The following is a 26,297-nucleotide window of genomic DNA, read 5'->3' on the forward strand; positions in this document are numbered from 1 at the left end:
TATGAAGAACATCAGTCTTAACATTGACAAGGCACTGGGTACTGTTACAAAAGAACAGGTGTATGCTCAGGCTGCAAAGGCTAACGAATGTAATGCCACTTTACAAAATGGTAATGGAGCAGGTAACGACTTTTTAGGTTGGTTGCATCTCCCCTCTTCTATTACAGATGCTGAACTTACAGACATCGAAAATACGGCTAACGTACTTCGCTCTAAATGTGAAGTTGTTGTTGCCATCGGTATCGGCGGTAGCTATCTGGGAACAAAAGCAGTGGTAGAAGCCCTGAACAATAGCTTCGACTGGTTGCATACAGACCGTAAGAACCCGGTTCTGGTATATGCCGGACACAATATCGGCGAAGACTACCTGTATGAACTTTGCGAAATCCTGAAAGGCAAACAGTTCGGCCTGATCAATATCTCCAAATCCGGAACGACTACCGAACCGGCCTTAGCTTTCCGTATGTTGAAGAAACAGCTGGAAGATGCAGTCGGCAAAGAAGAGGCCAAACACCGCATCGTTGCCATCACAGACGCCAAGAGAGGTGCGCTCCGTACATTGGCAGATCAGGAAGGTTATAAGACATTCATTATCCCTGACAACGTTGGCGGCCGTTTCTCCGTACTGACTCCGGTTGGTTTGTTGCCTATCGCAGTTGCAGGTATCAATATCCGCGATCTGGTCGCTGGTGCCGTATCTATGGAAAAAGCGACAGACGTAAGCGTACCTTTTGCCGACAACATGGCTGAAATCTATGCTGCAACGCGTAATGAATTATATAAGAGCGGTAAGAAAGTTGAAATCCTCGCTAACTTCCACCCGAAACTCCACTACATCGCTGAATGGTGGAAACAGTTGTACGGCGAAAGCGAAGGTAAGAACGGCAAAGGTATTTTCCCGGCTTCCGTAGACCTGACAACCGACCTGCACTCTATGGGCCAGTGGATTCAGGATGGCGAACGCACCATCTTCGAAACGGTCATTTCTGTAGAAGAGCCGACCCATAAAGTACTTGTTCCGACAGACGAAGCAAACTTGGACGGTTTGAACTTCCTTGCCGGCAAACGCGTAGATGAAGTAAACAAGATGGCAGAATTAGGTACCCAGCTGGCTCACGTAGACGGCGGTGTTCCCAACCTCAAGATCACAATGCCGGAAGTAAGCGCTTACTACATTGGCCAGTTGTTCTATTTCTTCGAACGTGCTTGCGGTATCAGCGGTTATATGTTAGGTGTAAATCCGTTCGACCAGCCGGGTGTTGAAGCATACAAGAAAAACATGTTCGCCCTGCTGAACAAACCGGGATACGAAAAGGAAAGCGAAGCGATCCGCGCCCGATTGTAATCAGACATATGTTTCTATCTATAATTAAAAAGGAGAGGTCACATCACTGTAGACTTCTCCTTTTTGTTTCAAGGCCTATAATAGGCCGGTGTATTAACCTTACTATATCGATTCACATCCGGTAACGCAATCCCGCCATTGCCGTACCCATATGGCCGAAACCGACCTCGACAAAGCCGGCGATCTGTTTGCCGACTTCTATTCCTATCGGAGACACCTGGTACATAAAGAAGGCTTTTGTCGCCGTTTTTTCCTCCGGTAACGATTCCTTATTGATAAAGGAAGACTTCGTGGTCGCAATAGCGATACCTGCATTTATACGGGAATAAAGCGTTATAAAATTATAGTTATACCAGTTATACTTGATGGAGGGGCAAACAGAATGGAAAGAGTTATAGAAATCCCCGACCAACTTATCATTGCGGATAATCCGCTTATCACTGTTCGTATAAGAATAAACAACCCCGAAACCCAGATTCTCATCCGGATAAAAAAGATAACTGATATTCAAGGCTCCAAACTTACCTTTATCGTCAAACAAGTCCGCATCGGCCGATGCAGGCGGATTAAAGTAGTTTTCATAATGGTCCAGCAAATCCACTACCGGCAGACCACCATAACTCAACGATACCTCATGCTGCAAATCTGTCCAACGCTGGGCTTTCGCCTGATAGCTCAGAGTACACAGCAGCGCTGCTAACAACAATAAACCCTTTTTCATACTCTTCTGATTTTATTGGTAATTATTATGGCCCGGACGCCGGGATACGTTGAACCAAAGATAAAAAAATCTACAGGATTTTAGTAACTTTGCGGAAGTTTTTTTAAGCGTAAAAAAAAGATATGATTCAAGAAGCGATCACCCGATATCTGCAAAAGCAGAAACAAACTGCACTTTCTCCTAAAGCCGTGCTATTCGATATGGACGGCGTTCTATACGACTCCATGCGTTTCCACGCCCGTTCCTGGTACGAAACGGCTACCAGCCATCAGTTGATATCCACACCGGAAATTTTCTATCTGTATGAAGGACGGACAGGCGAAAGTACCATCAACGAACTGTATCAAAAGACCTTCCACCGGGACGCGACCGACGAGGAAAAGAAATCCATTTACGAAGAGAAGGCAACCTTATTCAATAAATATAATGACGGAAAGGCGATGCAGGGAGCCGCAGAGGTCTTACAGGCAGTCAAAGCGTCCAACCTGCAAACGCTCGTCGTCACCGGTTCCGGACAACACAGCCTGATAAATAAACTGGAACATACCTATCCAGGATGCTTCCAACGTGATAAGATGGTAACGGCCTTCGACGTAAAATACGGCAAACCCCATCCCGAACCCTACCTGATGGGATTGAAGAAAGCAGGTGTGCAAGCCAATGAAGCTTTCGTCGTAGAGAATGCCCCGATGGGTGTGCAGGCAGGCGTTGCAGCCGGAATTTTCACGATAGCAGTCAACACCGGACCACTCGACGACCGGGTATTGCTGGATGCCGGCGCCGACCTGCTCTATCCGAGTATGACCGCCTTAGCGAAAGATTGGAAGAATATCATGAATGCGGTCAGAAGCAACTGACATAATAAAATTAGGCACGGATTACTTTTTTCATCCGTGCCTAAAAATTTCATAACATAAGAGAGAAGCACAGCCGTGCGTCTCTACTACTTCACATAATCTGCGTTGTTCAGGTAATCATAACTCTGCTGACAGCTGGCAACGGGATCGTTCTGCGTGTACTGTTCGACTTCAACATACCAGTCTTTGATGTTATTTGCATACATCTGGTCAAAGATAGGTTTGAAATCCATCTTACCGCTGGCGCCGATTTCCTTCTCATCTTTGATATGGATTGCCTTGAACTGGCTCGGACGGTTCTTCAGGTAGGCAACGGGATCTCCACCTCCCTCTTGCACCCAATACACATCCATTTCGAAGAATACATGGTTCGGGCTTACGTTATCCAACAAGAAGTCATAAATCAACTGATCTTCTATCTTGCGGAATTCGAAATCATGGTTATGATAACCAAAGGCGATACTTGCAGCAGCAGCCTTATAACCGACCGTGTTGAAATAGTCGCAATACATCTTCAGGTCATCCAGCGTGGTCTTGTCATTAACCGGCATCCAGGGCTGAACCATGTATTTAACGCCTAATTCGTTGTGAGCAGCAATAGCCTGGTCCCACCAACTCATCACCTCTGCTTCTTTTTCTTTCGTGAACTCCTGTCCCAAGTGGGCACTCGTACATTTCATACCCAGGTCGTTCACCATTTTCTTAAATTCGGCAGGAGCCATACCGTAGACCTTACCATTATCGTAGCCGGCCGTTTCAAGGTTCTTATACCCCATCTTGGAAGCGGTTTCCAACACTTTCTGAATTCCTTCTTCTTTTACAAGGTCTCTTAAAGAATACAACTGAAGCCCAATATACTTGGACGAGTCGGCAGCGGCAGCTTTACCGGCACAAGAAGATAACAACTGAGGCATCACCACACCCCCCGCGAGCAATAATGATGCTTGCTTTAAAAAGTCACGTCTGTTTTGCATAGTACTAAAAAATTAAGTTTGCTTGAGAATTTCTACAAAAATAAAACTATATTTGATGTTTCCTTACATAATAACGTTAAAATCCTCAAATTTCTTTCTGCGCCGGATCTGGAACCGGTAAATAATACATGCTAAGACGAAATAGACACCTGCCTGTATCCATAACGTGTGGTATTCATGTACCACTTCGTTCAAAGTCGCCCCGCTGGTATTGATTCGGATAAATCCCTGAATCCCAGGTGTAGAAGGGAAAGCATATCCGACCACCTGCCAGAAAGGAGGAATCGCCTCTTTCGGCCAGGAAACGCCGGAGATGAACAACAGGATCACCGAGGTAAAGACAAACAGCAACATGGGGGCTTCACGGTTAGTCATAAAGCCGGATAAAGTCATCGCAAAAAAGATGCAAGCAAACAGATACGGCAGAAGAAACAGCAAAATCGTCATAGGATCTCCCACCTGTGGCAAAGAGAACAGTTTCGGTACAACCGCCACTACCCAGATACAGACCACCACATAAATCAATATATACGTCAAAGACTTGCCGAACACGACCCGCAACGTCCCGTTAAAATGAGGGCTGACCGGTACAAGGTTATGGAGACTGTTCTTCTCGCGTGCCGTCCCTCCCAACATACCGATACCTAAGACCAGCGTCTGCTGAATCACTAAGATCAGGATAGCCGGAACCAGGAAACTGGCAAAGCCATTCTGCGAATTGAAGATCGTCACAGACTCATAAGGCACGGGATCGACCGTGATCTGCTCCTGCTTATCCGATGCGCCCGGCGAATTATGTCGCCGGAGCTCTTTTCCCAGATCCAGCGACACTTCTGTTGCCGACAACAAGAAAGCCTTATAGAACAGCAGGCTGCTCATATCACAATACAAAGGGACGGTCGTCTGCTTGCCCCTATGCAAATCTTTACTGAACTCCGTCGGGAAATAGAGAATCCCGTATGCCTTCTTTTCATCCAGCATCCGCTTTGCCTCTTCCATATCCGTACAGACGGCAATCACCTCCACATCCGGCGTTGCATTCACCCGGCGGGTAAACTCGCGGCTCAGATACGAGTCGGACTGGTCCACAACCACCATCTTGGCCTCGTGTACCACCTCGTTGTTGTAGATAAAGGAATACAGCAATGGATAGGCAAACGGCACCAGGAAGAAGAAGATCAGCACACCTTCGTCCCGGAACACATTCTTCAGTTCATCTTTCCAGATATAAAAGGTATCCAGAATTCCCTGCTTGATTATATATCGTAAACGATGTTCTTTTTTCATCACTTTCTGTTTTACGGAATATATTTAAAGTACAACAGCGCTTTCTTCAACTGTTTTCCGATCAGGAAAGGCAGGATAAGGAATCCTAACAGCCAGGCATATTCGGTCCAACTGTAAAAGAAAGCCCTTCCGTTCAAAGCCTGGTCCACATAGATCAGGAAATAATGGCGAAGTGGGAACATATTGCTTAAAGCCTGCAAGGTCGGGTCCATCCCTAACACCGGAAACGAGAAACCCACAATCGAAAAAGCGAGCATCCCGAACAGGCTGGCAAAGCTCAACCCCATACGGAAAGTCGGTAACACCCCGATCATAAAGATCCCGACAGCCTGCGAAGCAATCACCAACAGGAATAGCGCCGACAACATTGGCAGCCAGCCGCTACTCAGCGGGAATGAGTTGAAGCCATACAAAGCCGCACCATACAGGAACGCCACAACCGTAAAGACCACCGTATAAGGCAATACCTTTCCGATCAAACTGACCGTAAGCGAATTATTTCCCATCTGCAACCACTGGCGTGCCGTAGAATATTTGATCTCGGAACCGATACTGAGCACCGTCACCAGAAAAATCATCAACTGCAAGACACCCGGCAGCAACGTGTTATTCAGGTAAACCGAATAGTTCAGCCAGGGATTCCCAAGCGCATGCGTATCGATCACAATCGGCTGGAGCTGCGCCATAATCTGGTCTTCGGTATAGCCATGCGCCAATCCGGTCTGCAAACCGACCGAAGCACCCGCCAGCACGGACATCGTCTTCATATCCCGGAACAAAAGGGAAGCGCCGATCAGGTACGTGCCATTCGTATAAAACGACAACTTCGGCTGGCGTCCGGCCACCGCATCCACCCCGAAATCTTTCGGAATATAGAAAATACCGTAGACCTTCCCTTCCTGCATCGCCTGGCGAGCTTCCTCGAAAGAGACTGTCGTCAGCACCACCTCCGTCTGCTCGAAGGCATCCAGTTGGCGCGACAGGTTACGCGAATTGGATGAACCGTCCATGTCCACAACAGCAATCGGCATATCGGTCGGCAACCCGTCTTTCATCAGCGACAGGAAAAACACGACACAGATAGTCGGAGCCACCAACATACAGAAGAAGTAGACCGGTTTCTTCCCGATCCGCTGTATCTCCCGCCGGGCTATCATCCAGATGCTATGTAAACACTGTTTACCCATTATTCATTTCCTTTTTTCTTCATGATAACAGACATTCCGGGACGCAAGTCAACAACCTTTTCCTGCGGACGGGCGCGCACCTCGAACGTCTTGTAATCGAACTGCCCGTTTGTCTTGGTCGCTTTCCAGGCGGCATACGTCCCCATATCTTTCATATAATAGACTTTCAGCTTGACAGGGCGACTATCCAACGCCGGGATGAAAGCATTCAGTTCGGAACCGATTTTAATGTCTTTCAGGAGGTCTTCACGGATACTGAATGTCACCCACATATCGTTCAGGTCGGTAATATTCATGATTGGCGCACCCGTCCCCACCAGTTCGCCCACTTCGGGAAAACGTTCGGACACCTCGCCGTCAATCGGAGAAAGCAAAACCGCCTCTTTCAGATAAGATTCCACTTCGGCAACAGCCCCGCCGGCCTGCTGGACAAGTGCGGATGCAGCCGCCTTATCTTCCACCCGGGCACCATCCATCGCCATATCATATTGCGACTTGGCGGCTTTTTCCGTAGCTGCCATCGCCTTATAGTTGGCTTCCGCCTCATCGCGCTTCTGCGCGGACATCACGCCTTTCTCGAAGAGGTTCTGCACACGCGTATATGATTTATGGGCAATCTCCAAACCCGCCTTAGCCTTCTGCCACATTTCATAAGCGCCGGCTATTTCCTGCGCACGCGCTCCTTTGATAGCCTTTGCGTTTTGGGCTTCGGCCGCTTTGCGCACGGCTTCCGCCTGCTGTAGTTTGGCCAACACCTCGGGCGTATCGAGGAATACGAGCGTGTCGCCCGCCTTCACCCTGTCGCCCTCACCGAAACGGTAGGCTTCGATACGGCCGGGCACTTTGCCGGAAATACGCACCTCGGTTGCTTCCGCCTGTCCCATAATGATATCGTCCGGCGGCGTCAACAGAAAGAAACCCGTTAAAGCTACTAATCCTACCACACCTAAAAACGCGATAAATGCCAGCAGCATGTTATTGATCGAAAACTTCTTATTCTCGTCCATCTCTATTTTGTTTTTATCGTTATTATTCTTGTTCGTTTACGGAAAGCTTACCCATTGCCTTCGTCAGGTAAACTTCGGTCAGTTTGACTTCTATCTGTGCGTCGATCAGGCTGGAACGGGCCGAAACCCACGCCGTCTGCGCCTCCATCAGGTTCAAGGCGGGAATTACCCCCTCTTCGAAACCCAGGTTGGCATGGCGGAGGTTCTCTTCGGCATTCTCCATATTGCGGGAAGAGGCAATCAGCTTCTTGCTTGCTTCGTTCACCTTATAAACGGATTGATTGACCTGCAATTCGATCTTTTCGCGGGCATCCTGCAATTCCAACGACTTGATACGCGTCTCGGCACGGGCGGAATTGCGTTTATAACTTCCCTCCCACCAGCCGGAAAGCGGCACTTTCACCATCACGCCGACATTGAACATCCCGGCAAATTCATTCTTAAAGCCGTTCATCGCATTGGGATTGGTAACCAGGTAGTTCGCCATGAAAGCGACGTTGGGCAACATATCCGCCAACACGATCCGCTCCTTACGTTTATATATCTTTGTAGCCAGGTCGAGGCTTTTCAACTCGTTACGGTTCAGGAACGCTTCGTTTACATCGGCAGCCGTCAGGACCGGTTCAGTCGGGAAATCCTCGATATCCTCATCAGCTAAGGCAAGCGGATCTTCGAGCGGCAATCCACATATCTGCGCCAGCAACATACGGGAAAGAGCCAAGCCGTTGTTGACTTTTGTCTGCGCCATCTCCGCCTCGTTCAGTTTGACTTTGACCGACAGGCCGTCAGCCTCGGTGGCAACACCTTCGGTTATCATAGCGGTAATATCGTGGTCGGTCTTACGGAGCAAGTCCACATAAGCATCGGCTAACTTCTTTTTATTGACCAGAGAGATCACCTGCCAGTAGGTTTCATCGGTCTTATAAATGACATCCTGCAACTGCTGGTCGTTCATCGATTCGGCCAGTTGTTTGGCATACTTGGTGATCTGATTGTAATTGATGATCTTACCGCCCATAAAGACAGGCTGCACAAGCGAAACGCTTCCCACCCAGATATTCTGGATGTCGAGGTGTTGCATATCCCCCACTCCTTCCATCAGTTGGCCGAACACCGGCAATTGGGCAATCGGCCCGAGCGCGCCACCTATGGACGTACTCAACGCTCCCATATCCAGCAGGTTAATATCCTTCTGGTTCCACAGATACGCACCTGTAGCGGAAAGTTGCGGGAAATATTTGGTAAAAGCGGCGTTCTTCTCGTCACCTGCCATTTTGATCTTTTCGCCCGAAATCTTCAACTCTTTATTGTTTTGGATCGCCAAGTGACGGCATTGCTCCAACGTCAGCGCCTGCTGCGCATTCGCATAGCCCGACGAGACCAGCAATGCGACTAATACGACAAATCTTTTCATCTCTATCTCTTTTTATTCGGTTCCTATTCTGAACTATTCCAACCCCTTACTATTATATATTCAGCAAATATAAGAAATACGGTGCAAAAATACTGGTTCGGTTTAAATATAAAATTGAACTAATTCAATTAACGATACACAAAAGAGATAGAGATTACAGAAAAGGGGCACGCTTTATCAATTCCCGGCAACCCTTCGGCAGACTCATTGTTTGCCAGTTTTGAGCTATCCCGTTCCCGCGCTCCGACGCGGGATCACAGAGGAACAGGCTTTATCAAAACTTGTAAATGATGATTTAGGATGCGGCAGGCTGTTTTGCGATCCCGCGTCGGAGCGCGGGAACGGGATAGCTCACTTTTTCTTAGTTTTAAGCCTCCTGAAAATAACAAAATAGACAATAACCCCCTGTTTCGGCTATTTTTCTATTTCGTCCGAAATCCTGATCGGTTTTGGATTGACTCTTTTCACCTTTTAAACTCCCCTTTCTGACAATAAGAAAAACGAGGTGCCGAGCCCATATCGAAAAGCATACAATTTGATTGCTGAAAACCGGAAACAACAGCAAAGTGATAAACCTTAACTCCCGGAGAATCGAATATTTGCAGACGAAGGCGGACTGCGTTCCAAATATCCCAAGGAAATTTTAGGGGCTTGTTACCGTGAGGTGCGCAGAAAATTGCCTTGACCCGGCACTTCATCGCTCTGAAGGTTGACTTCGTACTATATGAAGTCCGACTTCAGGGCAATAAAGTTCCGAATCAGAGCGATAAAGTCCCTCTTCGCTGCGTTAAGGTTCCGGATCATAAGAAAAAGCCCCTTTTTGACGGCTGAAAAGTGGATTGACATTTGTTCGGTTTCGGATGTTTTTTGAACCTGAAAAATCCGTTTTTTACAATAAGCCCTCTGCCGTAGGCTCTCTTTTGCCGTTTCGTTTCAACGAACGGTTTTGGAGCTTAGAGGCAGAGTCTCTTTAATAGGATTACTTGTAGATATTTGGAAGAGGGTTCAAACCCACAGAGGAATCCGGCAAAGCCGGGTGTTTATCAACCCGTTGATTGAAATCAACGGCAAAAGAGAGCCTGCGGCAGGGGGGCTTATTGTATAAAACGAATTTTTCAAGTCTAAAAGATGTCTAAAACAAAACAAATGTTAATCTGCTTTTTTGGCCTCAAAAAGGGACTTTTTCGCCTTTTTTGAGTGTTCCCAGCAATTATGACCGTCCTCTTTGCTATTACGACCGTGCTAATGTGTAGTGCACTCGGCAGCTCGCGAAGATTAGGACGGTCGTAATGGCGATTTGAACGGTCGTAATTGGAAAGAGGACCGTTTTCATGGCAAAAAAGCACCTGAATTGCCTTGGGATATTTGGGACGCCGTCCGTTTTATTTTCAAATATTCGATTCTCCGGGAGTTAAGGTTTATCACTTTGTCGGCGTTTCTGATTTTCGGTAATCAAATTGCACGTTTTTTCAAACTGCCTGCGCACGTCGCTCCATCTGTTGTCAATAAAGAAGACGAAAACCGTGAAAAGAGTCAATCCAAAATCGATCAAGATTTCAGACGAAATAGAAAAATGGCAAAAAAGGGGGTTATTGTAATATTCATCAGATTTGCAGGAGGTTCAAAACTTGACAATTTTGAGCCAAACGCCCTTAGTATATGACTTGTTATATTTCTGACAATCAAGCATAGAAAAACAAAGCACAAAGAATCCGAGAAGAAATAAAACAAAATGTTTGCATATTTCAAACAAACCAACTACTTTTGCACCCGTCTTACAGACATGGAGAGATGGCAGAGTGGTCGATTGCGGCGGTCTTGAAAACCGTTGAACTGAGAGGTTCCGGGGGTTCGAATCCCTCTTTCTCCGCTGAACTAATAGGATAAAACAGCTAAATCCCACAAATTATTGAATTTGTGGGATTTTTATTTCCTTATGCCTGCCCTACTGGGTATCATTTGCCCTTAAAAGACCTTTATCCGGAATCGTTTATTTTATCGGGAGGCGATTTATTTTAAAGTTTCCATATTTATTACATATCTAAATTTTACCTTCCCATCTAATACGGATTGATATGCTTGATTTATTGCATCTGCATTTGCTTCAATCATTTCTATTTCAGGGTAAATATTATGTGTAACAGAATAATTCAACATTTCTTGTGTTTCAGGAATACCAGCAATCAAAGTTCCATATATTTTGCGGCGACCTGCGAGTGCCCCGGTATTAACAGATGGAATTTTATCAGCGGCGGGCATTCCAATCAGAACCATTTCTCCATCAACTTTAAGCATCCGCACATATTGTTCTACATTAAAATTAGTTGGAATTGTACTGATGATTACACGAAATGAATTATCCAAGCCTTTAAGTTCGTCCGGATTAGTTACATTCACAAATTTGACTGCCCCCATACGTAAGGCATCATTACGTTTATCTTCTGATACATCAAATACGGTTACTTCTGCACCAAAAGAAACAGCGTATTGTACAGCTATATGTCCTAATCCGCCAAATCCGGCAATAGCAATTTTATCACCCTTGCCTACATGTGTGAATTTCAGTGGTGAATAAGTGGTCGCTCCTGCACAAAGCAATGGCGCAATGCGTTTCATATCTGCACCTTGCGGTATTTTGAGTGCAAAGTGCTCGCTGACAACAATATTGTTGGAATAACCACCCATTGTGGGGTCTCCATCAAAATCCCTTGAATTATAGGTATAAACGGTTTTGTTATTATCGCAGTACTGTTCTTCGCCTTTTTTGCAATGTTCGCAAATTCCACAGGAGTTTACCATACAACCGACACCAGCGTAATCTCCTACTTTAAATTTAGTTACGTTCTTTCCTACTTGGGTAATCTTCCCTGCTATTTCATGTCCGGGAACCATAGGGAAAATTGAACCGCCCCATTCATCACGTGACTGATGAATATCGCTGTGACAGATACCTGAATACATGATTTCAATCAACACATCATTGTCACCAATAGCTTTTCTTTCAAATTCATACGGTGTAAATACCCCGTTTTTATCCATTGCTACAAAACCTTTTGAATGTACATGACCGTCATGTACTTGATTGCTCTGTGCTTGAACATTGTAACTGATAGTCAGTAAAATTACTGACAAGAGATAAATTAACTTTTTCATTTTTAGTTGTTTCTATGATTTATAAATTGTTTATTTATAAGATTGTAGATAAATTTCCAGCATATCCATATCAGATAATTCAGCAGGGTCTGCGGAAATGTCACCGCCCATAACTTTACGGGTACGTTCAGGACAGCTTTTCAGATATTCTTTTGTAATCCCGAAATCACTCATTTTTAAATCGGACATCCCGATGTTCGCAATCAATTTGTCGAGAGCATTTACAAAATCTTGTCCTGAAATAGCATTGTGAACCCCCATCGCCTTTGCTATTTTTATCATTTGTCCTTCACAAACTTTTAAATCGGCAAACTTCTGATAGTAAGCATGTGCAATCATAATCAAACCTGCTCCATGTGGCAGTTCGGGATAGAACCCGCCAAGTGAATGTTCCATAGAATGTGCAGATGTACAAAGCATATAATATCCGGCAAGTGAATTAGCCACTGCCATATAATAGCGTGCCTCTTTATCAGAACCGTCTTTAACGGCGAGGGGTAGATATTTTGCAACAAGTTCGATTGCTTTTAATGCGAACATTTCACCCATTATATGATTTTTAGTATTGATAACACTTTCTGTTGCGTGAAAGAAAGCATCCATTCCTTGATAAGCCGTAAATTGGGATGGAATAGTCATCATTAAGTCGGGGTCAACGATGGAAAGAACCGGGTACATGCTTTCTCCGCTGAAAAATCCTGATTTTTCTCCTGTTTCTTCTTTTGTGATGACACCCCACGGGTCGACTTCACTGGCGGTACCCGCTGTTGTGGTGATACATACGATAGGAAGCGGTTGGGCTATACGTTCTTTTTTGCCGCCTGTTGTACTGAAACTGTAATCCCATAAATCACCGGGGTTAGTCATTGCAAAAGCAATGGCTTTGGCTGCATCCATCGCACTGCCACCGCCTAAACCGATAACAAAATCGCAACCGCTTTCTTTTCCCAATATGGAAGCATCCATTACGTTAGCAAGGGTAGGATTGGGATGAACTCGGTCGAAAAGCGTGTATTCCACGTTTGCCATCTCCAACTGTTTTTCTACTCGTTCTAATGTTCCATTTCTTTTTACCGATTTACCGGAAGTCGTAACTATCAAAGCTTTTTTTCCGGGTAATTGCTGTTCGTGCAAATGATTTAACTGTCCTGCTCCGAACAATACGCGCGTAGGAATGAAATAAGTAAAATTGGTAATCATTGTAATAATCTCCTATAATTTGAATTGTTAGAAATTTATTTATCATTCATATTTCTTATGCAGAATAAATAATAGTATAGAACCAAGCACAGCAAAAGGAATACCTACTAAAGCCGGATAACGGAAATCAAATCCTGCTTGTAATATCAGACCACCACAATAAGCTGCAACAGCATTTCCTATATTAAAGGCTATTTGAATGCTTGCTGCACCTAACATTTCACCACCTTTGGAGAAACGGATAATCAGGTATTGTAAAGGGCTACCTACACCAAATAATCCTGCTGTGCCTATAACCATTAATACGACAGAAAGCCACGGAACAGGTGAAAAGAAAAATATCAATAACAATGTGAAAACCATACACGATTGTACAATGGCAGCAACAAGTCCGGCTCGAAAACGGTCAGCCAAACGTCCGCCAAGCAGATTGCCTATCACCATACCGAAACCTGCAATAACCATTAACCAAGTAAGGCTATCTGTTGAGAAGCCCGAAATGTTCGTTAAAAGTGGATTTATATAACTATACCAACAATACACGCCGCCGTTTCCTAATAAAGTACCACCGATAATAAGCCACGGTGCAGGTGACTTTAGGAACTTAAACTGTCCTTTGAAGCCACTATCAGGCAAACTATCCATTTGAGGAATCCAACGCCAAATGCTATAGAACGTTAGTAAACTCCAGCAAGCTACCAGCAGGAAAGTAAGCCGCCATGAAATAGTATTGCTTAGTGCAGTTCCAAGAGGTACACCAAATACTGTGGCGATGGTCATGCCTGCAATCATAACCGATACAGCTTGCGAACCTTTTCCTTTGTCTGCCAACCGTTGCGCCACGATAGATGCCACTCCAAAATATGCACCGTGTGGAAAACCAGACAAAAAACGGGCAAGTAAAAGCATCCAATAATCAGATGCTGCCGCAGCACAGAGATTACCAACTACAATGATGGTTACCAACAACAACAAAATCTTTTTTAAAGGATATTTGCGTACCAACAAGAGCACAGGAGCACCCACGCATACTCCCAAAGCATAAGCTGAAATCAGATGTCCGGCGGCAGAGATGCTAATCTGCAAATTTTCGGCAACACTTCCTAATATTCCCATCATTGCAAATTCAGCAATACCTAATCCAAGTGTACCGAATGCAAGTGCAATAAGACTTTTCTTCATAACAATTCGTTTGTTTAAAGACATAAAAAAACATCATCAAAACCGTTTGATTTTGATGATGAAAGTAGCTGCCCGAAGCTTTGTGCTGTTTTTCTTATTCGTTATTTCTTCTTTGCTGAAAAGTCTTTTTATTTTCTCTATATGGCAGTAGAGTTTATGACGGACGGAGGAAAACCGAACTCTTTTTTGTAGGCAGTAGAAAAATGTGACAGGTTCTTAAAGCCCACCTTTAAATACACTTCTGCAGGCTTTTCTCCTTTCTCGGTTATCAGACATTTGGCTTCTTCTAAACGCCTTTTTATCAACCATCTACTTGGTGTGTTATTAAAAACGCAGAAGAAATCTTTTTTGAAAGAAGATAAACTTCTTCCTGTATAATGTGCAAATTCTTCTATAGACAAGTCGCATTTATAGTTTTTGGTCATAAAATCAGCCAAGTCAATTTTCCACGGTTCTGCAAAGTCAAAAAGTACCGAACCAAGTTCTGGCTTTAATTGAAGTAAAACGAATACTGCTTCTTTCAGCTTAGCTTCCATTAGCTCCTTTGACGGATATTGCCGGGCATCAAAATATTGTTCAAGTGACATAAATAGTCCTTTCAAAAAAGGGTGCTTTTCCAATAAAACATAAACAGATTTAGCAAGATGAGAGTTATTAAGTAAAGGAACAGTTATTTGGCTTTCGTTCAGTAAAGTTTTCAGGAAAGGCGTTTTTAATTGTAAGAACAATCCTTTGAAAGGTTCTCCGTTTCTTGATGGCTTCTTAATTTTGCGGAGCATGTGGTTACGTTTCAAAAAAAAGGCATCTCCTTTCTTTAAATGATACCGTTTTTCGGGAGAAATAAGTTCTAATTCTCCTGAACAGATATACACCAACATATGCTCTGTAACCATCTCCTCACACCATTTGTCTTTCTCTACAAGGCAACAATAAAATGTGTCCATGTAATTGTAAACGACTATACCCGATTTTGTATCCATGACTTGAGTCTTATTTGATAAACAAAGATATGTAACTTTGTTTAGATGTGAATTAATCTCTTATAGATTGATATTTATTTTATACAAAAATATGGCGTTTCGTGTTGAGACAGGTTTTCTTAAAAGTTCTTTTTACTTTTCTTAAAAGCCAATAGTGAATAATATTTGTACGATCTTCGTGCAGTTTACTTTCAGAAGACCGGAAATGCGGAAAAGCCGACAGAAACCGTATGCGTTTTTCCCAAACAAAAGGCTTTATAGCACTATATGGATATAGCGTGATATTCAAAACGTGGTCCGCCCCTGCTTTCGTTAAACGAAAACCGGACGGTTTAACGGCGTAAACGCAGCCAAACCGTACCCAAGATATGGCTCCGAAGTCGCCAGGTAATATGGTCGGTACAAAAAATCATAAAAAGTTAACAGGGAACATTTTTTGCTTTATTTTTGTATTGAATATTATTCTTTAACCGCATAATGAAAAGAAAAAACACCCTTTCCAAAATAACCGTCCTTATCCTGTCGGTCGTCATATCCACAATATCAGGCAGGGCTGCCGAATATGATTTCATACCGAACAGCCTGCTTACCAGAGACCACATCTATGAATACACCTTCTCCGATACGGTTAAGGCCGCACGGATTATCAGCCTGATGCGTAAACGCCGTCTGGCGCCGGAACATGTGCTGGACATAGCGGAAGGCGACCTGCTGTTCAACAACGGCAGATACAACGCCGCGCTCCCTTTTTATAAATCTGCCCTTGTCTCCGATTCGGTGCGAAATAACGATACGGAATACATGGAGCAGCTTCACCGTCTGATTTCGTGCTACGACTGCCTGCATGACGAGGTGAGCAAGACGGACTGTGTGGAGAGGCTGCTGGAAAAGGCAAGGGCATGCGATGACAAGGCCATGCAGTCGGTGGCCCTGTTCAACATGGGGAAGATGGCCTACTACCAGGAGGACAAAGAGAAGGGATACAGACTGATTGATGAAGCTGTCGCGCTGATGAAGGATGCCCGTTATAAATACAAATATGACAACCTGCGTTACGACTACAACACGCTGTTCATCATGCAGCAACGCGACGGACGCTATGAGGATGCGCTGCATACATTGGAGCAGCTGGAAAAGGTGGTCATGGCAAGCACGGAGGAGGAGCCTGAAATATCGGGACTGAACGGTAAGGAACTGAAGACGCTGTATGCCAACCGTGCCGTACTCTTCTCCAGACTGGGCAGGACCGGTGAGGCAGACAAGGCGTACCGGCAATGGAAGGAGGTCGCTACGTCCTATACCAAGGATGACTATCTGATAGCCCCCTACCTGTCGGACAGGCATATGTACGGCGAGGTTATCCGCATCTATTCGGACCGCGAGTCTTTCCTGCGGACGAACAATGATACGGTGAACTACCACATGAAGACCGTCAAGCGTTCACAGGGGCAAGCCTACGAAGCCATGCACGACTATACGTCCTCCTCACGCTGTTTCAAGGAACTGGCCATCTTGACGGACAGCCTGAAGGTGCGCGAACAACAGAGTGCAGCATTGGAGCTTGCCATGGCTTATGAAAGCTATAAGCTGAAGGAGGAGGCTTCGGAACAGGCCGCACGCGTAAAACTCCGCAACGCTTGGCTGACAGGTTGCGGGCTGATTCTGCTGGTCCTGCTGGCATTGTTTGTCCGCATGGCGCAATATGCCCGCGTCATCCGGCAAAAGAACGGGGCGATGGTGAATACCATTCAGGAATTGATGGCATACCGGGATCAGCTGTATAAATTGCAGGAGGAACAGGAAGTGAGAAACAATCTGCACAAGGCGGAAGAAGGTGTTGCCCCGGCAGGAAACGAGAGGGAAGAAACATGCCGGCAGGGAGTGGAAGACGACGGCAACGGGGCAACGGAGACAAGAAGTTCTTCCAACAAGGAAACGGAAGAGAATTGCCTCCTTTTCCAACAGCTTAACCGTATCGTGACAAGCCAAATGCTGTTCACGCAGCAGAACCTGCTCCGTGACGAACTCATAAAGTATATCGGTGTGGACAAAAACCGCTTCGCTCGAATCCTTCAGCAGAACGGGCAGGAAAACATGACCAACTACCTGAACAACAAACGCATGGAATACGCGATGGAAGTGCTGAAAAAACATCCTACATACAATATCGCAACAGTGGCCAAAATGTGCGGAACAAGCGTTTCAACCCTCAACCGTACCTTCAAAAACAAATATATGATGACTCCAAGCGACTTTAAGGGAAGCTTGCAAAATATTGATAATCAGTTATGACGGACTGATTGACCGAACTACTTGACTGATTGACCGAACAAGTGCCCTAAAATGCTTGATTAAAATAAACGATTTGGCTAACTTCGTCCAAAGCAAAAAAGCAGACTGATATGAAAGTATTAATTGACAATGGACATGGAAAGTATACTGGTGGAGAACTTCTTCCAGGACAACCGGGAAGATGTGGACTTCCTGCTCTCCGAAGCCGGCAAACAATGCGTGACGGACATCATGGTTGAAGGTATTATAAACTATCTGAAAGCGATATGATCAAGACAGTTCTGACATACTACGCCTCGCGGTTGGACGAATACTTGTCCGGCTTCCATCACCGACCGGAAGGGCTGGCCACGGTAGGACAGATAGGCAATGCTACAGAGGAACGTCCGAACAAGATGGTGCTCAGCCTGCTGAATGTGGAACGGGAAACCACCGGAGGCATTTCCGCACCCATACAGCGCACCCCCGACGGTTACACCCGCACGCAGCCGCCTCTGTTGCTGAACCTGAACGTGATGCTGGCGGCCGTATTCGACGAACGGCAGTATGCCGAGTCGCTCTCCGTGATGACGGACACGCTGCGCTTCATTCAGTCCACGCCGAAATTCACGGTGGAAAGGACGGACTATACGATAGAAATCGTAACTTTATCCATACAGGACATGAACAATGTGTGGACACTGCTGGGCGGACAATACTATCCGTCGGTGGTATGTAAGATACGTCGTCTCACCCTCGAATCGGAAGAAATCAGCACGAGTGGAAAAACGGCAGACAAACCGGTTATAGAAATGTAAAGAAGTGAAGAATATGGAAAATTATCATACCCTATATCGCATCCGTGTGACGCACGACTACTTTGAAGGAAAGTCGTGTCCGGCATTACTGTGCCGCCTCACCCCGAAGGGTGAGATGTTGGCAAGGCAACGCGGACTGCTCTTCCGGCAGACGGAGGTGGGAGAATGGACGATACTCTACGACAGCACGGGGGCAGGCCCTGATACGAAACATGATGTGCTGGAACTGGAGTTGTGCATAGCCGACCCATCCTTCGTGCTTTATACGGAATGGAAGGGTTTCCGCCCGTCGGCAGTCTACGAGCTGGAATTGCCTGTCATCGGGCAAGAAGGACAGGACGCAGACATGCTTATTTGTTTGTCGGATAAAAAACGGAGGATTGGAACAGGCTTCTGTACCATCAGCCTGTCATTGACGGAAGATATGGTGACAGCAGCGAAGAAGGTGGAACAGAAAGCGAAAGAAGCGATACAGGCCGTGTTGCATTTTCGTGCTCCGTCGTTAAAGTGGGAATACCTTTTCTTTTCACGGAACGGGGATTCTCCGGAAGGGCTGTTTTTAGAGGATACGGCGGGCTTGGTGAAATTTACCGCATTCACGAAGAAAGGCTCAGCTTGGAGTACCCTTTCGAAGGAGAAGGTCCCGATGCGAGCAATTTATGGCTGCAAACTGCGCCTTGTGCAGCAAAACGGGGACGGCAAGCAGAAACGTATTTTGCTCTCACGGGTGGAACCGCCCGAGGCCGGACGTTTCCAGAGCGAAGAGCCGGGAACCATCCGGCAGGTGTGCTATTTTTAGAACAGAGAAACATATTGTTAATTTTAAACTGAAAGACTATGGGCGAATACAAGACACCCGGCGTTTACATTAAAGAGAAGAACGCTTTCGGCAATTCCGTAGTGGAGGCCGAGACTGCCATTCCGCTTTCATCGGTTATACCGAGAAAGCATTGAACGGGAGTGATGACCTAAGAAATATCCCGTGGAAGATTTCTTCAATGACGGAGTTCGTGAAATATTTTGGCGGAGCACCGACACCGAAATTGACTGCGGCAATCAAAGACAAAGACCTGCAACTTACCGGACTCACTCCATTTAGGTTATACTATCAGATGGTGCTGTTTTTCGCCAATGGAGGAAGTACGTGCTATATCGTATCGGTAGATCCTTATAAAAAGAAAATAGAAAATAATGGAACAGAAGGAGGAGATAAATATTGCACAACCAAGATTAGTGCAGACTCATTAATATCCGGTATCGATAAGCTGGCCCTTGTTCAGGAAGTAACAATGGTTGTCATACCCGAAGCTGTATGCTTGAGTGAAGCTGATTGTACCAAGGTGCAGCAGCAGATGCTCATGCATTGTGGTGGCATTATGAAGAACCGCTTTGCCATACTGGATGTTTTCTGCAAAGAAAAACGGAAGGAGAAACTAATAGAAGACTTTCAGACCAATATCGGTGCAAATTTCTTGTCGTACGGCGCGGTTTATTATCCTTGGTTGAAGACCTCGGTACTTAGTGAGCGGGATGTGGACGGGAGCCTGATTCATTGGGAAAGGAAGGAAATAGTCAAATGTATTGACGAAGGGAATGATATGGATATAGCCATGAAGCAACTTTTCTATTCTGCTTTCCGTTTTGTAAAATTGAACTTACAAGAAAGCAAAGAAGATGGTTACAATTTAGTTATTAATGGCACTCCCCTGGCGTTTGATACAACAACTGCCGATACATTCAACATCGGTGCCTTGTCTGTTTTCGACGTTAAAGATGAAAGCGAAGATAAATCAAAAGCTCAGGAAAAGGTTTTTACTTTCAATCTGGAAGAGAAAGAAGCTCCGGTACTTTATATTATTCTTACAAAAACGACAATAGAAGGGGATAGCGAAGGAAATAAAAAAGAAATTGTACAAACTATCATTTCCAAGGATAAAGAGAAAACAGATCTAATCACAGACCTGAATACACTTAAGAAACATATCGAAGATGAAAAAGTTCCTACTTTATTGTGTGAAACTTCTTCTGATTCAATTTTCCTATTTATCAACATTGATGATGAAACGAGCAGACGTACTTTACATCAAGCCTTGCTTAATTGTTGTTTCCTATACAAGCAGAAGATTCAAGATCTAATCAATGAATTGAACCTGCTCCCCCCTTCAGCTGCAATGGCTGGATTATACACGATGGTGGATAGTACGCGCGGCGTATGGAAAGCACCGGCTAATGTGTCTTTGAACTATGTGGTTTCTCCGGCGGAAGACATCGACGATGACGAACAAGCCAACTTGAACGCTCCGATGAACGGAAAGGCCATCAACGTGATACGTAGCTTCCGTGGTGAAGGCGTGAAGGTATGGGGGGCGCGTACACTGGACGGAAACTCATTGGACTGGCGTTATATCAACGTGCGCCGCACCTTGATTTTTTTGGAAGAGTCGGTAAGGAACGCCGCCCGCGCCTACGTCTTTGAGCCGAACGATGCAGGCACATGGATCAACATGAAGTGCATGATTGAGAACTTCTTGCGCAGTGTATGGAAACGTGGCGGGCTGGCCGGAGCAACCCCGGAAGACGCATTCGAAGTGCATGTAGGATTGGGCGACACGATGACCGGCGAGGACATACTGGAAGGCATCATGCGCATTACCGTATTGGTGGCCGTCACCCATCCTGCCGAATTTATCGAGATAACCTTCCAGCAGCAGATGCAGAAGAGTTGACAACCGTATGTTTAACTTTAAATTCATAAAATCATGGGAGAATACAAAACCCCCGGTGTTTACATCAAAGAAAAGAATGCTTTCGGCAACTCGGTAGTGGAAGCCGAAACCGCCATTCCAGTCTTTATCGGATTGACAGAAAAGGCTCTGAACGGCAATGAATCATTGCAGAACAAGCCCGTAAGGATTACGTCCATGACGGAGTATGTCCAATACTTCGGCGGCGCACCGACTCCTCTGTTCAAGGTGTCGAATACTAAAAAAGATGCCAATAATAAGAAGTATTTGGAGTGCAACGGGCTTTATGCGGAAATACCGGAATCAGTTGCTACGTTGTATTATCACCTGACCTTGTTCTTTGCCAATGGCGGAGCCACTTGTTACATTGTGTCTGTCGGTAATTATAGCCAAACTTTTGCTGAGGCATATGACAAGGAAAAAGAAAAGGTTCTCGCGAACATCAAGAAAGTACAAGACATAACCATGCTTGTTGTGCCGGAAGCTGTAAATAATACAGGGGCGGGCTGTATGAATGTCTATACCGACTTGTTGGGATTATGCAATGATAAGAAATACTTTGTAATACTGGATGTCCCCGCCGAAGAAAATGGGATTGAACTGTTTCGTAAACATATAGGCACTACAAACCTGCAATGTGCGGCCGCTTATTATCCGTGGCTGGAAACATCTGTATTGTCAGACAATGATATCACCGATGCCAATATGCAGTTGGCAGATGGGATAACTACCGGTAATGCGGCTTTAGACGAATATATTAAAAGCAGTGACAAAAACAATCTGCATAACACCTTGATACAAAACTGGCCGGAATACAAGCTGCTCGCTGACAAAATCAAGGTATTTCTCAACCATCTTCCCCCTTCGGCTGCAATGGCTGGGCTGTACACGATGGTGGACAATACCCGCGGCGTATGGAAAGCCCCGGCAAATGTATCCGTCAATTATGTAAACAAGCTGTCGAAAGCAATCACCGACTCTGAGCAAGAAGACCTGAACATGCCGATGAACGGCAAAGCCATCAACGTCATCCGCGCGTTCCCCGGCGAAGGTATCAAGGTGTGGGGAGCACGTACGCTGGACGGCAATTCCAACGACTGGCGTTACATCAACGTACGCCGCACGATGACTTTCCTGGAACAATCCGTAAAGAACGCCGCCCGCGCCTATGTATTTGAACCGAACGATGCGAGCACGTGGATCAACATGAAGTGCATGATTGAGAACTTCCTGCGCAGCGTGTGGAAACGTGGCGGACTGGCCGGAGCAACCCCGGAAGACGCATTCGAGGTACATGTGGGACTGGGCGACACGATGACCGGCGAAGACATACTGGAAGGTATCATGCGCATCACCGTGCTGGTGGCCATCAGCCGTCCTGCAGAATTTATAGAAATCACCTTCCAGCAGCAGATGCAGAAGAGTTAAAATAACTGATAATTAATGATTAATCATTCAAATAATAATAACCAATTAAATATATAGAAATTATGGCAGACGAAAACGGATCAGCACAGAGTGCAAGCACACAGGCATGGCCTTTGCCAAGTTTTTATTTTTCAGTTTCTGCAGGTGACCAGAAAATCATTTCTTGTAGCGAAGTTTCCGGTCTCGATGCGGAGTTCGATGAAATAACCTACCGGGCCGGAGACAGCAAGATGTTCACCAAACTGAAAATGCCGGGACTACGTAAATCAAGTGATGTGACACTCAAGAAAGGTATATTCAAGGGTGATTCGAAGATGTGGGACTGGCTGAACAGCGTGAACATGAATATCATCAAACGAGAAACGGTCACGATAAGCCTGCTGGACGAGTCCGGTAGCCCCGTACAGACCTGGGAAGTGGCCAACGCTTGGCCGAAGAAAATTACAGTGGAAGGTTTCAAGTCCGATGCCAATTCGCCCGCGATTGAGACTTTAGTACTGGCTAATGAAGGAGTGACCTTGAAGAAGAAATAATGGCTTATGGCAACTTCCCCCACATCACAATCCCCTGGTAAATGGACACCTCCGGTATCTTTTTACTTTAAAGTTGTATTCCAAAGAATGAACAACCAACCATTCCAGGTCTCATTCTTGGAAGTCAATGGTTTATCATGGGACATGGGGAAAAGGGTTTATCGTGGAAACAACGGAGAGTTTCAGGCAGTTCCTACGGGATTAACCTATACGAACCTCGTGTTGAAACGTCCGCTCGGCCCTTTGTCCGGTTCATTGGCTCAATGGCTTAAAGAATGCCAGGATTTCATATATAAGGCCCGAAAGGATAAGGACATGAAAGCCATCCCGACATACGATGTGGTCATTCACCTGCTGGACGAGAAATCGGAACCCAAGGCTTCGTGGCAATGCATCAGGGCTTACCCGATGAAATGGAACCTTGGTAGTTTCGATGCAGTCAAGAGTGAGTTGGCGACAGAAACCGTTGAGTTGGCATACGCCTATATGGAAAGAGTTAAATAGTACGCTTATGCCGATAGTCATCAAGGAAATGCACGTCCGCACCGTGGTGGAGCGACGCATCGTCACGGAAACGGAGGTATCGGAGGAAATACTCCGGAAGATAGAAAGCTATGTGGTGGAAAGATTATCCGCTCCAAAGGACAGGCAATCCCCTACCGGACGACAAACCCGAAGGAGGAACGAACGATAAAACAGGAAAAGTATGGGAAATATGACCATCACAGCCTATAAGGACGAGAATTTCAACAGCGAATGCAAGTCCGCGCTGGAATTGCCTATCAACCCGGCAAAGGTGAAGCTCACGAAAGGCATCCGCTATGCGGAGGACAAGCAGCTGGGCAGCCTGAACGGTTCGAACTCCTACGTGCGCTACCGCCCGGAAACGCTCCACTTCGAATGCCTCTTCGACATGACCAACGCGATGGAGGACGATGACGAAAAGATACCCGTACACGATATGGTGGACGCGCTTGAACAGCGGTTGTATGATTACAACATCGAGGGACACCGCCCCTCGTTCGTCAAGGTGGAGTACGGCGACATCACGTTCTTCGGGCAGCTCAAGACGCTGGAGACGGAATACACCCTGTTCGACCCGGACGGCATCCCGCTCCGCGCCGAGCTGAAAGTGACGCTGACAGGCTATTGCAGCCAGAAGGAGGAGAAGAAACACTTCTCCAAGCATTCGCCCGACGTGTCACGGCTCATTACACTGAAAGAGGGGCAGACACTTGCCGCCCTCTGTTACGAGATTTACGGCGACCCGTTCCTGGTGGGGCAGGTGGCCCGGTTTAACAATCTGAACGGTTACAGGAACGTGCCCGCAGGCACGCAAGTCCTGTTTCCGATGCTGAAGAAACAATAAGAGAACAACAATATGGCTGATTCGCCTTCAAAAAACAAAGACCACGTGCTTGCCTGCACCGTTTATGTAAACGGCAGCAAGCTGAAAGATTCCTTCTCACTGGTGTCCGCATCGGTGCGCCTTGAACTGAACCGCATCGGTAAGGCGACGCTGAAGTTCAATGCGGGCAATATGGACGCGCAAACCTTCGACGAGAGCGATGACAGTTTGTTCAAGCCCGGCAACTCCATCCGGCTGGATGCAGGCGGCATGGACCAACAGGAGACGCTCTTCGAGGGCAGCATCATCGGTCTACGCATCCTCACGGGCAAGGACTTCCGCTCCTACATGGTGGCGGAATGCCGCGACAACTCCTATCCCGCCACGCAAGGGCGCAAAAACCGCATCTTTGAGAAGAAAAAGGACAGCGACATCATCCGCGAAGTGCTGAAGGACTACGGCGGCGTGGATGTGGATGCCACTGGATACCAGCACCCTACACTGGTGCAATACTACTGCTCCGACTGGGATTTCGCCCTCTCGCGTGCCGATGCCTGCGGCCTGTTCGTCTTCACCGAGGGCGACAAGATAAAGGTGAAGAAGCCGGACGTGAATGCTTCACCCGTATTGACCGTGACATATGGCGAGGACATTACCGCCTTCGACCTTGAACTCTCCTCGGACGACCAGTTCACGCAATACGAGGCGGTATCGTGGTGCCCCAACACGCAAAAAGCGGTCAGGGTGTCGGCATCTTCCCCCTCGCTCAACAAGCAGGGCGACCTTCAGCCGAAGAACATCGCCTCGGGCGACAGCATGCTACTCCAGACCGACGCGCCCACAGACGAGAAGGCCCTCAAGCAGTGGGCGGACAGTATGGCGCTGAAGGCGGGGCTGGCACGCTATCAAGGCTCCGTCAGCTTCTACGGCTCGGCAAAGGTAAAGCCCGGATGCCTCATGGAGCTGAAAGGACTGGGCAAACGCTTTGGTGGCAACCTGTTCGTCGGTTCGGTGACGCATACCATCGAGGACAACGAGTGGCTGACTGAAGCAGGTGCGGGAATCTCACCGATGAACATCACCGACGAGCCGGACGTAGTCTCCCCCACCGCCGCAGGTTTCCTGCCCGGTTTGCAGGGATTGCACTCGGCAGTAGTGAAGAAACTGGACGGTGACTCGCTGAAGGAACAGCGCATCCAGGTGGAATTGCCCTGGCTGGACGGTCAGAGCAGGCTGCTCTGGGCACGCCTCGCCACGATGTACGCCACCGCGGGCATGGGCACCTTCTTCCTGCCCGAACCGGGTGACGAGGTGCTGGTGGGCTTCATGAACCAGGACCCCGGCCATCCCGTCATCCTCGGTTCGCTCTATGGCGCGAAGCACAAGCCACCTTTCGAATACGAGGCAAAGAACAACACGAAGGCAATCGTAACGCGCGAGAAACTGCGCATTGAGTTCGACGAGGAAAAGAAGGTGATAACCGTAGCCACGCCGGGCAAGAACACGCTGGAGATAAGCGACGATGGCAAGCACATCCGCCTCGCCGACCAGCACAAGAACGAAATCAGGATGGACAGCGGGGGCATCACCCTCACGTCCGCCAAAGACATCACGATGAAGGCGAAAGGCGGCATCACGATGGACGCCACCACGAAAATCAGCGGAACGGCCAAGTCAGACATCAGCTTCGACGGGACAAACGTCAAGATGCAGGCAAAGGCCACCGCCTCCGTCAAGGGCAACGCCATGACGGAGGTCACGGCTTCCGGACCGGTAAAGGTGAAAGGAGCCGTCATCATGCTGAATTAAGAAAGAAAAAAAAACGATATACGATGAAAGCAATCCTAA

24 protein-coding genes and 1 tRNA gene are annotated in these 26,297 nt (G+C 46.7%); 15 read left to right on the forward strand and 10 right to left on the reverse strand.

Annotated features, from left to right (window positions below):
- Position 1: 1 nt before the first annotated feature.
- Complete coding sequence (locus tag DW083_RS12190) at positions 2-1,345, forward strand: glucose-6-phosphate isomerase (RefSeq protein ID WP_122332534.1); 1,344 nt, start codon at positions 2-4, stop codon at positions 1,343-1,345.
- Positions 1,346-1,457: 112 nt separating this feature from the next.
- Here the strand turns inward: DW083_RS12190 and DW083_RS12195 are convergent, their stop codons facing one another.
- Positions 1,458-2,066 (reverse strand): hypothetical protein, encoded by a 609-nt coding sequence (locus DW083_RS12195; RefSeq protein ID WP_122332535.1) that lies wholly within the window; start codon positions 2,064-2,066, stop codon positions 1,458-1,460.
- A gap of 122 nt (positions 2,067-2,188) precedes the next feature.
- Here DW083_RS12195 and DW083_RS12200 point away from each other — a divergent pair, with 122 nt between their 5' ends.
- The gene (locus DW083_RS12200; protein ID WP_122332536.1) at positions 2,189-2,923 is read left to right on the forward strand and encodes an HAD-IA family hydrolase; all 735 of its coding nucleotides are present in this window, start codon (positions 2,189-2,191) and stop codon (positions 2,921-2,923) included.
- An 86-nt stretch (positions 2,924-3,009) separates the two neighbouring features.
- Here the strand turns inward: DW083_RS12200 and DW083_RS12205 are convergent, their stop codons facing one another.
- The 5 genes from DW083_RS12205 to DW083_RS12225 all read right to left on the reverse strand — a co-directional run bounded on the left by DW083_RS12205 (position 3,010) and on the right by DW083_RS12225 (position 8,792).
- Positions 3,010-3,897, reverse strand: a complete 888-nt coding sequence (locus tag DW083_RS12205) for a sugar phosphate isomerase/epimerase (RefSeq protein ID WP_115500200.1) — start codon at positions 3,895-3,897, stop codon at positions 3,010-3,012.
- A 63-nt stretch (positions 3,898-3,960) separates the two neighbouring features.
- Positions 3,961-5,184, reverse strand: a complete 1,224-nt coding sequence (locus DW083_RS12210; RefSeq protein ID WP_115500201.1) for an ABC transporter permease — start codon at positions 5,182-5,184, stop codon at positions 3,961-3,963.
- Positions 5,185-5,195: 11 nt separating this feature from the next.
- Positions 5,196-6,371 (reverse strand): ABC transporter permease, encoded by a 1,176-nt coding sequence (locus DW083_RS12215; RefSeq protein WP_115500202.1) that lies wholly within the window; start codon positions 6,369-6,371, stop codon positions 5,196-5,198.
- Positions 6,371-7,378: an HlyD family secretion protein gene (locus DW083_RS12220; RefSeq protein WP_122332537.1), complete on the reverse strand. Its 1,008-nt coding sequence runs from the start codon at positions 7,376-7,378 to the stop codon at positions 6,371-6,373. Before DW083_RS12220 ends, DW083_RS12215 begins: the two co-directional genes overlap by 1 nt.
- Positions 7,379-7,400: 22 nt before the next feature.
- Entirely contained in the window at positions 7,401-8,792 is a 1,392-nt protein-coding gene (locus DW083_RS12225) for a TolC family protein (protein WP_122332538.1), read from the reverse strand.
- Positions 8,793-10,089: 1,297 nt separating this feature from the next.
- Between DW083_RS12225 and DW083_RS12230 the strand changes: the two genes are divergently transcribed.
- Together DW083_RS12230 and DW083_RS12235 are read left to right on the forward strand one after the other, a co-directional pair.
- On the forward strand, positions 10,090-10,455 hold the full coding sequence (locus tag DW083_RS12230; RefSeq protein WP_122332539.1) for a hypothetical protein: 366 nt from the start codon (positions 10,090-10,092) through the stop codon (positions 10,453-10,455).
- Between the two features lie 122 nt (positions 10,456-10,577).
- Positions 10,578-10,662: transfer RNA gene (locus DW083_RS12235), tRNA-Ser, on the forward strand.
- Positions 10,663-10,802: 140 nt separating this feature from the next.
- Here the strand turns inward: DW083_RS12235 and DW083_RS12240 are convergent.
- The 4 genes from DW083_RS12240 to DW083_RS12255 form a co-directional block, all read right to left on the reverse strand.
- On the reverse strand, positions 10,803-11,945 hold the full coding sequence (locus DW083_RS12240; RefSeq protein WP_122332540.1) for an NAD(P)-dependent alcohol dehydrogenase: 1,143 nt from the start codon (positions 11,943-11,945) through the stop codon (positions 10,803-10,805).
- A gap of 30 nt (positions 11,946-11,975) precedes the next feature.
- Entirely contained in the window at positions 11,976-13,145 is a 1,170-nt protein-coding gene (locus tag DW083_RS12245) for an iron-containing alcohol dehydrogenase (protein WP_122332541.1), read from the reverse strand.
- A 42-nt stretch (positions 13,146-13,187) separates the two neighbouring features.
- Positions 13,188-14,327, reverse strand: coding sequence for an MFS transporter AraJ (araJ, locus tag DW083_RS12250; RefSeq protein WP_122332542.1), 1,140 nt, complete (start codon positions 14,325-14,327; stop codon positions 13,188-13,190).
- Positions 14,328-14,464: 137 nt separating this feature from the next.
- A complete protein-coding gene (locus DW083_RS12255) occupies positions 14,465-15,307 on the reverse strand; it encodes an AraC family transcriptional regulator (protein ID WP_122332543.1) in 843 nt (280 codons plus the stop codon).
- A 477-nt stretch (positions 15,308-15,784) separates the two neighbouring features.
- Here DW083_RS12255 and DW083_RS12260 point away from each other — a divergent pair, with 477 nt between their 5' ends.
- The 11 genes from DW083_RS12260 (at position 15,785) to vgrG (ending at position 26,258) form a co-directional block, all read left to right on the forward strand.
- Positions 15,785-17,599 carry a helix-turn-helix domain-containing protein gene (locus DW083_RS12260; protein WP_122332544.1) on the forward strand — a complete coding sequence of 605 codons (1,815 nt, stop codon included), beginning with the start codon at positions 15,785-15,787 and terminating at the stop codon, positions 17,597-17,599.
- A gap of 135 nt (positions 17,600-17,734) precedes the next feature.
- Entirely contained in the window at positions 17,735-17,869 is a 135-nt protein-coding gene (locus tag DW083_RS23370; protein ID WP_255419820.1) for a hypothetical protein, read from the forward strand.
- Positions 17,866-18,396, forward strand: coding sequence for a DUF4255 domain-containing protein (locus DW083_RS12265; RefSeq protein WP_122332545.1), 531 nt, complete (start codon positions 17,866-17,868; stop codon positions 18,394-18,396). Before DW083_RS23370 ends, DW083_RS12265 begins: the two co-directional genes overlap by 4 nt.
- A gap of 13 nt (positions 18,397-18,409) precedes the next feature.
- On the forward strand, positions 18,410-19,195 hold the full coding sequence (locus DW083_RS12270) for a hypothetical protein (RefSeq protein WP_147382135.1): 786 nt from the start codon (positions 18,410-18,412) through the stop codon (positions 19,193-19,195).
- Positions 19,196-19,406: 211 nt separating this feature from the next.
- On the forward strand, positions 19,407-21,122 hold the full coding sequence (locus tag DW083_RS22850; protein ID WP_233552180.1) for a phage tail sheath C-terminal domain-containing protein: 1,716 nt from the start codon (positions 19,407-19,409) through the stop codon (positions 21,120-21,122).
- A 33-nt stretch (positions 21,123-21,155) separates the two neighbouring features.
- Complete coding sequence (locus tag DW083_RS12280) at positions 21,156-22,568, forward strand: phage tail sheath C-terminal domain-containing protein (RefSeq protein WP_122332547.1); 1,413 nt, start codon at positions 21,156-21,158, stop codon at positions 22,566-22,568.
- Positions 22,569-22,630: 62 nt separating this feature from the next.
- Positions 22,631-23,101: a phage tail protein gene (locus tag DW083_RS12285; protein WP_122332548.1), complete on the forward strand. Its 471-nt coding sequence runs from the start codon at positions 22,631-22,633 to the stop codon at positions 23,099-23,101.
- Between the two features lie 6 nt (positions 23,102-23,107).
- On the forward strand, positions 23,108-23,605 hold the full coding sequence (locus DW083_RS12290; protein WP_122332549.1) for a phage tail protein: 498 nt from the start codon (positions 23,108-23,110) through the stop codon (positions 23,603-23,605).
- A gap of 7 nt (positions 23,606-23,612) precedes the next feature.
- Positions 23,613-23,795: a hypothetical protein gene (locus DW083_RS12295; RefSeq protein WP_122332550.1), complete on the forward strand. Its 183-nt coding sequence runs from the start codon at positions 23,613-23,615 to the stop codon at positions 23,793-23,795.
- Positions 23,796-23,807: 12 nt separating this feature from the next.
- Positions 23,808-24,470, forward strand: coding sequence for a hypothetical protein (locus DW083_RS12300; protein ID WP_122332551.1), 663 nt, complete (start codon positions 23,808-23,810; stop codon positions 24,468-24,470).
- Between the two features lie 12 nt (positions 24,471-24,482).
- Entirely contained in the window at positions 24,483-26,258 is a 1,776-nt protein-coding gene (vgrG, locus tag DW083_RS12305; protein WP_122332552.1) for a type VI secretion system tip protein VgrG, read from the forward strand.
- Positions 26,259-26,297 lie beyond the last annotated feature (39 nt).

This window comes from Parabacteroides sp. AF48-14 (genome assembly GCF_003477465.1).
Lineage (GTDB): Bacteria > Bacteroidota > Bacteroidia > Bacteroidales > Tannerellaceae > Parabacteroides > Parabacteroides acidifaciens.

Coding starts and splice junctions, on each gene's coding strand:
- DW083_RS12285 (WP_122332548.1), top strand. CDS start 22,631: ATGGCAGACGAAAACGGATCAGCACAGAGTGCAAGCACACAGGCATGG.
- DW083_RS12200 (WP_122332536.1), top strand. CDS start 2,189: ATGATTCAAGAAGCGATCACCCGATATCTGCAAAAGCAGAAACAAACT.
- DW083_RS12295 (WP_122332550.1), top strand. CDS start 23,613: ATGCCGATAGTCATCAAGGAAATGCACGTCCGCACCGTGGTGGAGCGA.
- DW083_RS12205 (WP_115500200.1), bottom strand. CDS start 3,897: ATGCAAAACAGACGTGACTTTTTAAAGCAAGCATCATTATTGCTCGCG.
- DW083_RS12245 (WP_122332541.1), bottom strand. CDS start 13,145: ATGATTACCAATTTTACTTATTTCATTCCTACGCGCGTATTGTTCGGA.
- DW083_RS12215 (WP_115500202.1), bottom strand. CDS start 6,371: ATGGGTAAACAGTGTTTACATAGCATCTGGATGATAGCCCGGCGGGAG.
- DW083_RS12220 (WP_122332537.1), bottom strand. CDS start 7,378: ATGGACGAGAATAAGAAGTTTTCGATCAATAACATGCTGCTGGCATTT.
- DW083_RS12195 (WP_122332535.1), bottom strand. CDS start 2,066: ATGAAAAAGGGTTTATTGTTGTTAGCAGCGCTGCTGTGTACTCTGAGC.
- DW083_RS12270 (WP_147382135.1), top strand. CDS start 18,410: ATGGAAAATTATCATACCCTATATCGCATCCGTGTGACGCACGACTAC.
- DW083_RS12260 (WP_122332544.1), top strand. CDS start 15,785: ATGAAAAGAAAAAACACCCTTTCCAAAATAACCGTCCTTATCCTGTCG.
- DW083_RS12190 (WP_122332534.1), top strand. CDS start 2: ATGAAGAACATCAGTCTTAACATTGACAAGGCACTGGGTACTGTTACA.
- DW083_RS12210 (WP_115500201.1), bottom strand. CDS start 5,184: ATGAAAAAAGAACATCGTTTACGATATATAATCAAGCAGGGAATTCTG.
- DW083_RS12255 (WP_122332543.1), bottom strand. CDS start 15,307: ATGGATACAAAATCGGGTATAGTCGTTTACAATTACATGGACACATTT.
- vgrG (WP_122332552.1), top strand. CDS start 24,483: ATGGCTGATTCGCCTTCAAAAAACAAAGACCACGTGCTTGCCTGCACC.
- DW083_RS23370 (WP_255419820.1), top strand. CDS start 17,735: ATGGAAAGTATACTGGTGGAGAACTTCTTCCAGGACAACCGGGAAGAT.
- DW083_RS12300 (WP_122332551.1), top strand. CDS start 23,808: ATGGGAAATATGACCATCACAGCCTATAAGGACGAGAATTTCAACAGC.
- DW083_RS12265 (WP_122332545.1), top strand. CDS start 17,866: ATGATCAAGACAGTTCTGACATACTACGCCTCGCGGTTGGACGAATAC.
- DW083_RS12240 (WP_122332540.1), bottom strand. CDS start 11,945: ATGAAAAAGTTAATTTATCTCTTGTCAGTAATTTTACTGACTATCAGT.
- DW083_RS12225 (WP_122332538.1), bottom strand. CDS start 8,792: ATGAAAAGATTTGTCGTATTAGTCGCATTGCTGGTCTCGTCGGGCTAT.
- DW083_RS12280 (WP_122332547.1), top strand. CDS start 21,156: ATGGGAGAATACAAAACCCCCGGTGTTTACATCAAAGAAAAGAATGCT.
- DW083_RS12290 (WP_122332549.1), top strand. CDS start 23,108: ATGGCAACTTCCCCCACATCACAATCCCCTGGTAAATGGACACCTCCG.
- araJ (WP_122332542.1), bottom strand. CDS start 14,327: ATGAAGAAAAGTCTTATTGCACTTGCATTCGGTACACTTGGATTAGGT.